This window comes from Streptomyces sp. (assembly GCF_019510245.1).
In the GTDB taxonomy this organism is placed as follows: Bacteria; Actinomycetota; Actinomycetes; order Streptomycetales; family Streptomycetaceae; genus Streptomyces.
This window is the reverse complement of the sequence record NZ_JAEKKT010000224.1, coordinates 1-12,564: the sequence shown is the minus strand read 5'-3', so window position 1 is coordinate 12,564 and position 12,564 is coordinate 1. Positions and strand designations below refer to the sequence as shown.

At 74.2% G+C, this 12,564-nt stretch carries 12 protein-coding genes and 1 pseudogene; 5 read left to right on the top strand and 8 right to left on the bottom strand.

Annotated elements, in window-relative coordinates; all coding sequences use genetic code 11:
* Nucleotides 1–63 precede the first annotated feature (63 nt).
* The 5 genes from JF597_RS44415 to JF597_RS44395 all read right to left on the bottom strand — a co-directional run bounded on the left by JF597_RS44415 (nt 64) and on the right by JF597_RS44395 (nt 5,524).
* Entirely contained in the window at nt 64–426 is a 363-nt protein-coding gene (locus tag JF597_RS44415) for a hypothetical protein (protein WP_294010275.1), read from the bottom strand.
* A 149-nt stretch (nt 427–575) separates the two neighbouring features.
* Complete coding sequence (locus tag JF597_RS44410; protein ID WP_294010273.1) at nt 576–1,913, bottom strand: AAA domain-containing protein; 1,338 nt, start codon at nt 1,911–1,913, stop codon at nt 576–578.
* Entirely contained in the window at nt 1,910–3,499 is a 1,590-nt protein-coding gene (locus JF597_RS44405; protein ID WP_294010270.1) for a hypothetical protein, read from the bottom strand. The genes JF597_RS44410 and JF597_RS44405 overlap by 4 nt, the downstream gene beginning before the upstream one ends.
* Entirely contained in the window at nt 3,490–4,674 is a 1,185-nt protein-coding gene (locus JF597_RS44400) for a hypothetical protein (protein ID WP_294010267.1), read from the bottom strand. Before JF597_RS44400 ends, JF597_RS44405 begins: the two co-directional genes overlap by 10 nt.
* The gene (locus JF597_RS44395; protein WP_294010264.1) at nt 4,571–5,524 is read right to left on the bottom strand and encodes a phosphatase PAP2 family protein; all 954 of its coding nucleotides are present in this window, start codon (nt 5,522–5,524) and stop codon (nt 4,571–4,573) included. The genes JF597_RS44400 and JF597_RS44395 overlap by 104 nt, the downstream gene beginning before the upstream one ends.
* Before the next feature lie 223 nt (nt 5,525–5,747).
* On the opposite strand from JF597_RS44395, the gene JF597_RS44390 reads away from it, so the two are divergent.
* Nucleotides 5,748–6,344, top strand: coding sequence for a histidine phosphatase family protein (locus tag JF597_RS44390; RefSeq protein ID WP_294010261.1), 597 nt, complete (start codon nt 5,748–5,750; stop codon nt 6,342–6,344).
* Nucleotides 6,345–6,485: 141 nt separating this feature from the next.
* On the opposite strand, the gene JF597_RS44385 is transcribed toward JF597_RS44390, so the two are convergent.
* Nucleotides 6,486–7,964 (bottom strand): hypothetical protein, encoded by a 1,479-nt coding sequence (locus JF597_RS44385; RefSeq protein ID WP_294010259.1) that lies wholly within the window; start codon nt 7,962–7,964, stop codon nt 6,486–6,488.
* Between the two features lie 255 nt (nt 7,965–8,219).
* Here JF597_RS44385 and JF597_RS44380 point away from each other — a divergent pair, with 255 nt between their 5' ends.
* Both JF597_RS44380 and JF597_RS44375 read left to right on the top strand, forming a co-directional pair.
* Nucleotides 8,220–8,600 carry a hypothetical protein gene (locus JF597_RS44380; RefSeq protein ID WP_294010256.1) on the top strand — a complete coding sequence of 127 codons (381 nt, stop codon included), beginning with the start codon at nt 8,220–8,222 and terminating at the stop codon, nt 8,598–8,600.
* A gap of 36 nt (nt 8,601–8,636) precedes the next feature.
* A complete protein-coding gene (locus JF597_RS44375) occupies nt 8,637–9,509 on the top strand; it encodes a spermidine synthase (protein ID WP_294010253.1) in 873 nt (290 codons plus the stop codon).
* A gap of 179 nt (nt 9,510–9,688) precedes the next feature.
* Here JF597_RS44375 and JF597_RS44370 read toward each other — a convergent pair whose 3' ends face one another.
* The gene (locus tag JF597_RS44370; protein ID WP_294010250.1) at nt 9,689–10,225 is read right to left on the bottom strand and encodes a hypothetical protein; all 537 of its coding nucleotides are present in this window, start codon (nt 10,223–10,225) and stop codon (nt 9,689–9,691) included.
* Between the two features lie 98 nt (nt 10,226–10,323).
* Here JF597_RS44370 and JF597_RS44365 point away from each other — a divergent pair, with 98 nt between their 5' ends.
* Together JF597_RS44365 and JF597_RS44360 are read left to right on the top strand one after the other, a co-directional pair.
* Nucleotides 10,324–11,034, top strand: a complete 711-nt coding sequence (locus tag JF597_RS44365) for a response regulator transcription factor (RefSeq protein WP_093502626.1) — start codon at nt 10,324–10,326, stop codon at nt 11,032–11,034.
* Entirely contained in the window at nt 11,031–12,407 is a 1,377-nt protein-coding gene (locus tag JF597_RS44360; protein ID WP_294010244.1) for a HAMP domain-containing sensor histidine kinase, read from the top strand. The genes JF597_RS44365 and JF597_RS44360 overlap by 4 nt, the downstream gene beginning before the upstream one ends.
* A 30-nt stretch (nt 12,408–12,437) precedes the next feature.
* Here JF597_RS44360 and JF597_RS44355 read toward each other — a convergent pair.
* A pseudogene (locus tag JF597_RS44355) lies at nt 12,438–12,564 on the bottom strand (IS5/IS1182 family transposase); the annotation flags it as partial.

Here is a 12,564-nt window from a genome sequence, read left to right as displayed (position 1 = left end):
GCGCGAAACCCGGACAGGACCGAACGGAGAGGCGTATCTTGCCCACCCGGCATATGCCATCCGCTAGATCTGCTCGGGTCCCTGCCCTTCCCTCCCCCTCAGCAGGTCCCGGCCGAACTCGACCATCTTCTTCGCGTAGTCCTCGGTCCACTCGGTCCGCTCGGCGATGTCGGCCGCGGTCAGACGGTCGAAGCGGCGCGGGTCGGCGAGCTGGGCGGCGGCCATGGCCTGGAACTCCACCGCCCGGTCGGTGGCCACCCGGAACGCCTGGGTCAGCTCCGTCGCACGGCTCAGCAGCACTCCGGGGTCGTCGATCGACTCCAGGCCGAAGAAGTGCTCGGGGTCGGCGACCGCTTCAACAGGCTCGAAGAGCAGGGGCGCGGGGCGTAGCCGCGGTTCGTTCCGACGCGGCGTGGGCTCCGCCATGTCTGGTCCTCCTCGTACGGTGTCGATGACTACGGTCCGATGACCACCGTCCATTGTCCCGCGCCCGCGCAAGGGGACCCTGAGGCCGACGGCTGACTCTGCGCTCGGCCGCTGCGCCGGCACCGCGTGGTGGGCGGTGCCGGTGTGCGTCAAGGGCGCCATGTGACCCGGTGCTCGGCCAGATGTGCCAGGACCGCGTGGTTCGCCTCCCAGCCGTCCGGGAACTTCACGAGGGTTCCCAGCTGGACCGGTTCCGTGGACGGGTAGTCGTCCAGGAGGTCGGTCACGCCGGCGCGGCACACCATGATGCAGGCGTGGCGGTGGCGGGAGGCGAGGACGCACAGGCGGCCCGTCTCCAGGTGGAAGGCGGTGGCGTCGGGGCGGCCGGAGAGCGGGTGGAGGACGACCGTCACGTCGTACTCCCGGCCCTGGAGACGGTTCGCGGTGTCGACGGTGACGTCGGCCGCGCCCAGCTCCGCCAGGGCCGCGCGGACGGCCGCCGCCTGGTCCCGGTGGGCGGTGCCGACGGCGATCCGGTCGGCGGTGAGGGGGGCAGGGTCGGGGGAGCCTTCGGAGTGGGCCGCGCCGCCGCGGTCGAGCAGCCGTCGTACCACCGCGGCCACCGCGCGGACCGCCTCCGGGTCGGTGCGCGGGGTGTGCCGGGCGGGCAGTTCCAGCAGGCCCCAGCCGGACTCCGCGGCCTCGTCGATGACCCGGTCGGGACCGGAACCGTCGGAGGGGACGGTGAAGGCGAGGCGCCGGTCGCCGGGGCCGGTGCCGCTGCGGAAGGGGGTGTACGGGTAGAACGCGGCGGAGACCAGGGGAGCCGCCGACGCCGGCAGGCGCCAGGAGACCGGGAGGCGGTGCTGGGGGAGGCCCGGGTTGTGGGCGAGGAGGGTGGAGACGGCGGACGCCGACGGGTCGTACGACAGGCCCGCCCACTGCTCGCTGCCCACGATCGCGAACGGGTCCAGCTGGCCGGGGTCGCCCACGAACAGCGCCCGTTCGAACAGACCGGCCACGGCGAGCAGGGAGTCCGAGCGCATCTGGTACGCCTCGTCGACGATCGCGTGCCGCCAGGGCTCGTCCACCTTCACGTGCGCCCACTTCGCGGCGGTGGACAGCAGGACCCGCGTCTCCTTCAGATCGGCGGCCTTCGCCGACTTGCGGACGCTCGGCAGGTCGTCGAGCGCCTTGTCGTACGGGTCGGCGTCACTGCTGTGGAGGCGGCCGACGGGGAGTTCCGGGTTCTTCTGCGCGAGCCGCAGGACAAGGTCGTCGACCTGCGCGTTCGTCTGCGCGACCACCATCAGCGGGTGGCCGGCCGCCGCGAGCTCCAGCGCGGCACGGACCACCAGCGTGGACTTGCCGGCACCCGGCGGGGAGTCCACGACCACGCCCCGTTCGGTACCGTGCAGGGTGTCGTGGAGGATCGCGGCGGTGGCCTGCGCGGCGGCCGTCGCGGGATCGAAGTCCGTGGTCGTCACAGGATGTCCTCCGGCGTCGCGGTGTCGGCCGGCTCCGGTGCCGCCTCGCCCGGCGGTCCGCCGTGCGTCCACGGGGTGTCCTCCGGATCGGGCAGCTTGGCGCCGCCGCGCTGCTCGTGTTCGAACAGGGTGAAGACCAGCCGGTCGCCCTTCTCGGGGACCGATCCGGGCTCGGGCTCCTTGCCGCGGCCCATCTTGTCCAGGACCCGCAGCACCAGCACCCCGTCCGCCTCGTACCCGACGAACTCCGTCGACTGCGGCCTGCCGCCCAGCGAGCGGTACGCCTTGGCACGCTCGCCCAGCTGCGGCCGGTCCTCCGTGCGCACGGTCAGCAGCGGGCGGGGGCTGGGCCGCTTGCCCTCGCTGTACGCCATGACGACGTCGAGGACCTCCCCGGCGAACGCCTCCCCGGACAGCCGCCGGCCCGCCATCACCAGCGGGTCGTCGAGGGCCTCCTGGGCGTCGAGGCGGGCCTGCTCCCGCTCGCGCGTGGCCAGCTTGTTGGCGGCGGTGACCGCGTCGTCGCGGCGCGGCTGCGGGGGTTCGCCGGCCAGCACCCGGTCGCGGTGGCCGGTGAACGACCAGCGGTCGCGCGTCCACCGCTCCTCGACCCGGGCGCCCTCCGGCAGTCCGCGCAGCAGGTCGAGTCCGTGCCAGACCGCGTCCCAGGTGGGCCGGGTACGGCTCTCGACCAGGGCGCGGATCTCCCGCTCGGCGGCGGTGAGGATCACCAGCCGGTCGTCGGCCTGCAGGCCGTCCTCGGCCCCGGCGAGGGCGGTGCGGGCCCGGTCGTAGCGCTCGAAGGCCGGGGCCAGCAGGTTGTTGTCGAAGGCCGGGTCGGTGGCGGGCCCGGCCGGCGGGCACAGCAGCTGCCCGTCGCCGTCCCGCGCCAGCTCGGCCGTGCGCGCGGCCGCCGCGCCCGTGCTCCCCTCCGGAGGGTCGATCCAGGCGAGCAGCGCGCCCAGGTGCTGGTCCTCGATGCCGGACTGGCCGGTCGCCCAGTGCCGGGACAGCAGGTCCGTCATGGCGAGGAGCAGGGAGGAGCCGGGGACCCGGGCGCGCTCGCCGAAGTGGGTGAGCCAGCGGCCGAGCAACGGCACCCGGGGCGGCGCCGGATAGGGCGCCTCCGGGTCTTGCTCCGCCGTGCGCCGGAACCGCATCGACCGGCCCAGCAGCCGGACGTACTCGATACCCGCGCGGCCCGGGACGATCAGCTGGGGTGCGTCCGCGCACAGTTCGACCTCGACCTTGACCCGCTTGCCGGTCTCCGGGTCGGTCTCGGTGCGCTCGGCCGCCTCGACGCTGCCGGCGTAGGAGTCCAGGTAGGGCAGGACGACGTCGGCGAGCTCGGCGAGGAAGGCGAACCGCAGGTCGCGGTCGCGCGGCTGGGGCACGACCAGCAGGCGTGGGGCGTCCCGGTCGGTGCCCACCAGGGCCCCGAGCGGGGCACCGGCCTCACCGGCGGTGGTGAGCGGCACGAAGACCAGCGGATGCTCGGCGAGGTGCCGGTGCCGGACGGTCGCGGCGGGCTGCGCGGTGCCCGAACTCACGGCCTCGAGGCGGGCGAGGGTGGTGATCAGGGACACACGGCCTCCCGCGTACCGCTCAGCGCCTCGGCGCGCAGCGCCGCCGCCCGGCGCAGGGCCGCCACCGCCGGGTCGGCCGGATCGCCGCTCTCGCCGCGCGCCGCCGACAGCACCTCCTCGACGGTGCTCAGCCCGCCCAGCTCGGCCCGCGCCGCGCGCCCCAGCGCGGTCACCTCGTCGGCCGCGCGGGACCGCTGCCGGCAGTGGAAGGCCAGCTCGCAGGCGGACAGGCACTCGGGCGCGTAGGTCGCGGGGACGGCGTCCACGGCCGCCGTGAGCTGCTCCTTCGGCAGGTCCGGGGCGAAACAGGTGCCCGCCGGGAGGGCGTCGGCGATGTCCTGGACGCGGGTGAGCCGGGCCAGCTGGCGGGCGGTGACCGCGCGCTGCTTGCGGACGTCCACCGCGGCGGCGGTCGGCAGGTTGGCGAAGTCCTTGGGGCAGACGAGCAGCACGTCGTGGCGGACGCGCGGGGCCGGGGTGAGCCGGGCCGCGACCTCCTCCAGGGCCAGCACGTACACCGCGGCCTGCCGGGTGGCCGCGCCCACCTTCGCCGGGTCGGCGGAGCCGTCCAGCATCGGGAAGGACTTGATCTCCACCACCGTCCAGCTGCCGTCCGGGTGCACGACCACCGCGTCCGGCTCCAGGAACGCGGGCGAGCCGGCCACCTCGAGGGCCAGCATCGGATGGTCGAACAGCGCCCAGCCGCCCGCCTCGACGGCCTCGCGCAGTGCCAGCGCCGTACGGGCCGTACGCCCCTCGGGCCCGATCGCGGAGAGGTCCGGCACGGCGGCCCGCTCGGCGGGCTCGGCGCCCGGGTCGAGGTGGGTGCGCACCAGCCGCAGCAGCTCGGCGCCGCCGTCCGCCTTCACCTTCGCCTCGAAGGCGTTGCCGCGGGTCAGCGCGAACTGCGACTGGCCGAAGGCCGCCGGCGAGCCGAGGGCGCCCGCCAGCGCGGTCTTGTCCACGCCGGCCCCGTCCAGGATCGCCCGCCGCCTGCACCCCGGGTTCGCGGCGAGCGCCGCGAGGGCACGCGCGTCGAGGGCCTTGGCCGGGACGGCGGGGCCGCGCAGCTCAGCGAGCCGGTGCCGGAGCGCCGTCCCCCGCGTCTGTGGGGGAAGCGTCCGGTTCGGCGGCGGGGGCGAGCCGGGACTCGCGCTGCGCTGGAATTCGCTCACCCGCCGAAGTCTGGCATCCGCCACTGACAATCGGGGAGCCTGCGCCGTCCGAGCGCGCTGCGACGAGGGAGGCGCGCGGGGCGATCCGCGCCCTGACGAGATCGGCGACCCGCATCACGTACGGCGCCAGCAGGTAGCCCACGCCCATCACGAACACGCCCGCGACCGCGTCCAGGAAGTAGTGGTTGGCGGTGCCCATCACCACGATCGCGGTCAGCAGCGGGTAGGCCACGCCGAGCACCTTGGTCAGGCGGTTGCCGCCGTGGCGCCACAGCATCACCCCGCACCACAGCGCCCAGCCGCAGTGCAGGCTCGGCATCGCCGCGTACTGGTTGGTCATGCCGCCGAGGCCGCGTGGGGCGCTGGCGTCGCCGCCCCACCAGCCGTACGAGCTGTACTGGGCCATCGTGTCGACGAACCCGTACTTCACCTCCAGCAGCCGGGGCGGGCAGGTGGGCAGCAGGGTGAAGCCGATCAGGCCGATGAACGTGGACGTCATCAGCCAGGTGCGGGCCCGCCGGTATGTCTCGGCGCGCTTGCGGAACAGGAAGACCAGGATCAACGGGGTGACGAGGTAGTGCAGCGAGGCGTACCAGAAGTCGGCCGGTACGCCGAGCCACGCCTCGCGCGTGAAGAGCCGGTTGAGCGGGTGCTCGGCGTTGAGGTGCAGGTCCTTCTCGATGCGCAGGATCGCCAGGCCGTGGTCGACGGCGGCGGACGTGTTCCCGCGCGCGAGCAGCCGGCCGGCGGTGTAGCAGCTGTACACCAGCAGGATCAGCGGCAGCTCGGTCCACCAGCGCAGCCGGGTTCGCGCAGCCACCTCGGTGCCCGGTTTCTCGGTCTGCGGCATCCGACTGCCTCCCCCTTCTCGTCCCTGTCCGCGCGGCACCCGGCGGGCCGACCGTGACACTTTACGTTGCGCGAATTCCCGCCCATGCGGGGCGCTCAGCAGTCAAAGACGCGGAGAGCGCGCCCCGGGTTGCCCGCCCCCCAGCCCGTTCCCGGCGTGTTCCCAGCCTGGGCGATGATGGAGGTGTCCCGCTTCCGAATTTCTCCCGAAGGGTTCTCCCCCCATGGCACCGCGCATCCTGCTGGCCCGGCACGGACAGACGGAGTGGTCGCTGTCCGGCAAGCACACCGGCAGGACCGACGTACCGCTGCTGGAGGAGGGCCGGCGGGGGGCCAAGCTGCTAGGCGAGCGCCTGCACCGGCCGCCGTTCGACGGCCTCGCCGACGCCGAGATACGCACCAGTCCGCTGGCCCGCGCGCGTGAGACGTGCGAACTCGCCGGCTTCGGCGACCGTGCCGCCCGCTGGGACACGCTGATGGAGTGGGACTACGGGGCGTACGAGGGCCTGACCCCCGCGGAGATCCAGGCGTCCCGGCCGGGCTGGCTGATCTGGCGGGACGGGGTGCCCGGGGGCGAGTCCCTGGCGGAGGTCACCGCACGGGCCGACGAGGCGGTGGCCTGGGCGCGCTCGGCCGACCGCGATGTGCTGATCTTCGCCCACGGGCACATCCTGCGGTCGATCGGGGCGCGGTGGCTGGGCCTGCCGCTGGACTTCGCGGCCCGGATCCGGCTGAACCCCACGTCGCTGTCGGTGCTGGGGTGGGCGTACGGGGAGCCCGCGATCGAGAGCTGGAACGACCTGGGGCACCTGGCTGGGTGACGGCGGGCTGGGGCGGGGGTGGCTGTGAAGCGCCCCGTAAGGGGCGCCGGGGGTACCCCCGGCCGAAGGCTGGGGGCGGAACTGCGCGACCAGCCCCCACGGACCCGCAGCCGAACGACTGCGGGCTCACCCCTGTCGGCCCTACACGCCCCTCGGCGTGGACGCGTGGCGGTCCAGGAACTCCTGGACGCCGCTCGCCCTGCGGTGCGGCAGCAGGACCCGGGCCGTGCCCGCCAGCATCCCCTGGATCCGGGACGACTGGACCTGGTCCAGCAGGTCCAGGACCCGCATGCCCGCCGTCGCCGCCTCGTCGGGCCGCCCCCCGCGCGCGAGGTCGTCCGCGAGCTCCGCCGTGTACAGCGCGATGTTCCGCGTGAAGTGCGGGTCCTGCAGCTCGGCGGCCCGGTGCGCGTGGCGTGCGGCGCGGCGCCAGTCGCCCAGCATGGACCAGCACTGCGCCTCCAGGCCCTCCAGTTCGGCCTCTCCGTAGAAGCTCATCCACTCGGGGTCGGCGTCCGAGTGGCCCCGCTCGAAAAGGGCCTGTGCGCGGGCCAGCGCCTGTTCGGTGCCGGTGCGGTCGGCGAGCCCCGCCCAGCCGCCCGCCTCGCGCAGGGCGAGGAGGGACATGAGGCGGGCCGAGCCGAGGGGCCGGCCGACCCGCTGCGCGGCCTGGGCCGCGCGTACCGCCTCCCGGGGACGCCCGGCGTCGCGCGCGAGGAACGCCGTGTTGCAGAAGGCGTGCGCCTCCAGCCCCGGGTCCCCGGTCATCCGTGCCGTGGCCAGCGCCTCCGCGTAGTGCGAGCGGGCGTCGTCGAAGCGGCCGGAGTCATGGGCCAGCCAGCCCACCGAGATGGCCAGTTCACCGGCGCCCGAGTGCAACCGCTCGGCGGTCGTCTGCCGGGTCGCGCCCGCGTCAAGGAGCGCGTACGCCGCGCGCAGCGGAGCCGCCGCGCGCCGGTACAGCCCGTCCGCGCCGTGCCGGTCGTCCAGCAGCCGGATCCGGCGTACGGCCTCTTCCAGGGCGGCCGCGTGCGAGGACCCGGCACGGCGCACCGGCCGGTCCGCCGCCACGGCGTCGATGGTGAACCCCAGCGGGCTCAGCGTGGCGGCGGCCACGGTGGCGCCCCCGCCGGTCATGAATAGGCGACGCAGCACGTCGCTCTCCTCGTAGTTGTCGTGCGTCTCGTACGGGTCCTGCGGGTTCCGCATCTCGTGCGGGTCATGCGGGTCGTGCGGGTGGTACCGGTCCTGCGGGTCATACGGCTCGACCGCTCCCTGCGTCTCACCTCCGGTGAGAGCCGGGGGCCCGTCCTCCGGCGGCCGCGCCGCGCGTCCGCGGACGGACGAGCGGGGCGCGAAGCCGAGGTCGGCGAGCGTGCGACCGGGGAACATGTGCAGGAACACCCGTTCGTAGGCGTAGTTGGGGCAGCGGATCTCACCCGCCTCGACCCGGCCGATGTAGCGCGCGTCACAGCTCACCCGCTCGCCGATCTCGCGGGCGGCGCGCCGTACCAGCGCGGCGAACTCGGCCGGTGAGTGCCGGCCGCGTACCTGCCGGAAGGCGGCGTTCGGCCGTACCGGCCGATCGGGCTGCGACGAGGTCGTGGTTGACGACGCCATGGCCGGGTCCTCTCGTGCGAACCGTCGTACCATGCCGGACTCGTGGTGAGTTGTCCGAGTGGACCCTTGATTCCGGCGGGCAAGAACGTACCTGCTGTGTCGGACTCGTGACGCTGTGTTTGGCTACAAACCGGATATCTCATCCACGATCTGCCATGAACTGCCATCCTTTGCGGCTGACTTCTGCCGTAGCCGTTGACGCGGTGGCGCGTTGGACCTCATGGACTGCAAGAAGGCTGCGCGGTGGAGGCCGGGATGGAGACCAGCCAGAGCAACGATCCTTGTGACGATGAGGGATGCGACCTCGTGACGGTGCCGGCCCGGCAGGGCCTGGAGGCGGTCGACATCCTGCGCCGGGGGGCCGGGGAGGCGGTGGGGCCCGTGCTCCACGACGACGGGGGCGGCACGCTCGGCTTCGTGGTGCCGGCCGGTACGGCGGCGGGCTGGGACGTACCCGGCAGCACCTGCACCGGGACCGAGGGGCGCGGGCTGCGGCTCAACCCGGTGCCGCCGGTCGAGGGCTCCGACTGGCTGCTGCCGCCCGGCGAGGCCGAGCTGGCGACCGATCCGGTGGTGCTGCGGCGGGCGCTCGGGGAGGCGGCCCGGATGATCGAGGCCGCGGACAGCTGCCGCTGAATTTCCCGGTCGGCCGCAGCCTGGGAAAATGGCGGAATGGGCAAGTCCAGGAACACACGTCGCCGGTCGGCCGCCGCTGCCGAGGCCGTGGTCGAGGCCGTCGACGGCGGCCTCGCCCAGCTCATCCCCGACCCCGACCGCGGCCGGGCCTGGACGCTGCTCATCGACGGCGCCCCGCAGTCGCACGTCGACCTCGACGACCCGGCGTACCTCTCCTTCGAGTACCAGCGCCGGCTCGGCCACGTCATCGACCTGGTCGCACCGCCGGGCAGGCCCCTGCAGGTCGTGCACCTCGGCGGGGGCGCGCTCACGCTGGCGCGGTACGTCGCCGCGACCCGGCCCCGGTCCACGCAGCAGGTCGTCGAACGGGACGCCGCCCTGGTCCAATTGGTGCGGCGCGAGCTGCCGCTGGACGCGAACGCGCGGATACGGGTGCGGTCCGTGGACGCCCGGGACGGACTGGGCAAGGTTCCGGAGGCGTGGGCGGACCTGGTCATAGCGGACGTGTTCAGCGGGGCGCGCACGCCGGCGCACTTGACGTCGACGGAGTTCCTGGACGCCGTACGGAGGGTGCTGCGGCCGGGAGGCGTGTACGCCGCCAACCTCGCGGACGGGCCGCCGCTGGCCCATCTGAGGGGGCAGATCGCCACGGCGGTCGCGCGGTTCGCGGAGGTCGCGGTGGTGGCGGACGCGGGGGTGTGGCGGGGGAAGCGGTTCGGCAACGCGGTGCTGGTGGCGACCGACGTCCAGCTGCCCGTCGGGGAGCTGACCCGGCGCTGCGCATCCGACCCGCACCCCGGACGGGTCGAACACGGGCGCTCTCTGCGGGACTTCACCGGCGGGGCGGTCGCCGTGACGGACGCGGTGGCGGTGGCTTCGCCTGCCCCGCCGCCTTCGGTGTTTCGGTGAGCCTGCGGGCCGGTGGGGGCTGATCGCGCAGTTCCTCCCCCAGCCTTCGGCCGGGGGTACCCCCAGTGCCACCTACGGGGCGCTTCACACCCACCCAGCTGCGGGCAGGCGTGCCGCAGGGCGAAACGGGTGGGCGCGGCGGGACCCGGCAAGCGCCGGTGAGCGTCCCCACCCCCCCGTCAGTACGTCTCCACCTGCACCGTCGGCGCGCTGTCGTGCCAGGTGCAGAACACCGTCACCCGGTCCGTGCTCCTGCTGAACTCGACGCGGATCCACGTCTCCGTCTTCCACACCTGCATCGACCAGCCCGTGCCCGGCGTCGCAGACACCAGCGTCGCGCTGGTGTCGCCCAGGTCGAAGACCGCCCGGCCGCCGGCGGTGTCGTAGGCCTTGACCTGGCCCGAAGCGGCAGGGGAGGAAGAGGCGGCGGCGGATGGGCTCGCGGCGGCCGCAGCGGACCTGGACGGCGCCGGCGTGGGAGAGGCCGACGGATGCGGGGAAGCCGTGCGCGAAGACCGTGGCGCGCGGGACGTGGACGACGCCAGCGGCTTGGAGCCCTGGGTCGTCGGGTCGTCGTCCGCCGCCGTCACGGACAGGGCGCGGGGCGGGGCGTAGGCCGTGGCCGCCATCACCGTGTGGACGCCCCACCACGACAGCGTGACCGCCGCGCCCGTGGCGAGCAGCCAGGCCATCACGTGTACGAGTCCTCTGCGCATCGCGGGCCATACTGCCTCAGGGGCACCGCCGTGCGCACCCGACCCGAGTTGTCCACAGGCTCCGACCGGCGCCTGCCACATGGCGTACGGTGCGGCGCATGGCAAGTGTGCTCGTGGTCGAGGACGACCAGTTCGTACGCTCGGCGCTCATCCGGCATCTCACCGACGCCTCGCACACGGTGCGCAGCGTCGGCACGGCACTGGAGGCGCTGCGCGAGGTCGCCCATTTCCGCTTCGACGTCGTCGTGCTGGACCTCGGACTGCCGGACCTGGACGGCTCCGAGGCGCTGAAGATGCTGCGTGGCATCACCGACGTGCCCGTCATCATCGCCACCGCACGCGACGACGAGACGGAGATCGTCCGGCTGCTCAACGCGGGGGCGGACGACTACCTGACGAAGCCGTTCTCCGTCGAGCACCTGTCGGCGCGGATGGCCGCCGTGCTGCGCCGGGCGCGGTCGGGCGGGGGCGAGCCGGCGCCGTCGAGCGTGCTGCGGGTCGGCGGGCTGGCCGTCGATCCGCTGCGCAGGCAGGCCGAGTTGGACGGGGTGCGGCTCGATCTCACCCGGCGGGAGTTCGATCTGCTGGCCTTCCTCGCCGGTCGGCCGGGGGTCGTGGTGCCGCGCAAGGAGCTGCTGGCGGAGGTGTGGCAGCAGTCGTACGGGGACGACCAGACCATCGACGTGCATCTGTCGTGGCTGCGGCGGAAGTTGGGGGAGACGGCGGCCCGGCCGCGGTATCTGCACACGCTGCGGGGCGTCGGGGTGAAGCTGGAGCCGCCGGGCGGGGAAGCGAGGCCGGTCGGATGAGGTGGGCTCTGGTCAAGGTCTGTCTGGCGGTCACCGCGATGGTCGTGGTCGCCTTCGCCGTCCCGCTCGGCCTGGTCGTCAAGGAGCTCGCCCGCGACCGGGCGTTCTCCAACGCCGAGCGGGAGGCCGCCGCCGTCGCCCCCGCCCTCTCCATCACCACCGACCGGGACAAGCTGGAGCGGGTGGTGGCCTCGGCCGGCGCCGACCGGGGCATGGCCGTGCACATACCGGCGGCCGGTGAGCTGGGGCGGGCCTCCACTACCGGGGTGACCGGCGGGTCGACCCTGCTGCAGCCCGTGGCGCTGAGCTCCGGTGCCATCGCGGTCGTCGAGGTCTACGTGCCCGAGTCCGAGGTGACCAACGGCGTCGGCACGGCCTGGGCGGTGCTCGCCGCCGTCGGCCTGGCACTGATCGTCGGCTCGGTCGCGGTCGCCGACCGGCTGGGCGTACGGATGGTGCAGCCCGCCCAGCGGCTGGTGGAGGGCGCGCACGAACTGGGGGAGGGCAAGCTGGGGGCGCGGGTGCCCGAGGAGGGACCGAACGAACTGCGGCTGGCAGCGGTCGCGTTCAACTCGATGGCCGACCAGGTCGTGCAACTGCTGGCGAACGAGCGGGAGCTGGCCGCCGATCTGTCGCACCGGCTGCGCACTCCGCTGACCGTGCTGCGGCTGAACGCGGCCTCGCTCGGGGACGGGACCGCCGCCGAGCAGACCCGGGCCGCCGTCGCGCAGTTGGAGCGCGAGGTCGACACCATCATCCGGACCGCCCGGGAGGCCAAGCCGCAGACGGCGGCCGTCGGGCCGGGCGCCGGGTGTGACGCGGCCGAGGTGGTGCGGGAGCGGATGGGGTTCTGGTCGGCGCTCGCGGAGGACGAGGGCCGCAAGTGGCGGGTGGCCGGCGTGGACCGGCCGGTGCGCATACCCGTGGCCCGCGCCGACCTGGCCGCCGCGCTCGACGCGCTGCTCGGCAACGTCTTCCGGCACACCGCCGAGGGCACCGCCTTCGCGGTCGACGTGCACAACGCGGAGGACGCGGTGATCGTGCTGGTCTCGGACGCGGGACACGGCATCCGGGACCCGGAGGCGGCGATGGCCCGCGGGCGGGGTTCCGGGGCGGCCGGGTCGACCGGGCTCGGCCTGGACATCGTGCGCCGGCTCGCCGAGTCGACCGGCGGTGACGTGCGGATCGGGTCGTCGGTGCTGGGCGGGACCGAGGTGCGGATCTGGATCCAGCTGGACGGCGGCAGGCCGGAGCGCAAGGGACACCGGGGGGCGGTGCGCCGGCGCCGTCCGCGCAGGCAGCCGGGAGACCCGGGCCGGAGCGGAGCCGGCGGAACCGGAGGGACCACCGGGCGAATTGGTCTCGACCTTTAATCGGTCCCGATGCCTTCCTTAGACCTCATCTCATTTGGTGAGTCTGCGGTAGCAGATGAGGGTGCAGGCGATGCTGGTGAAGGCCAGGAAGTGTTCGGCTTTGCGCTCGTAGCGGCGGTGCAGTCTGCGGCATCCGGCGAGCCAGGACATCGTGCGT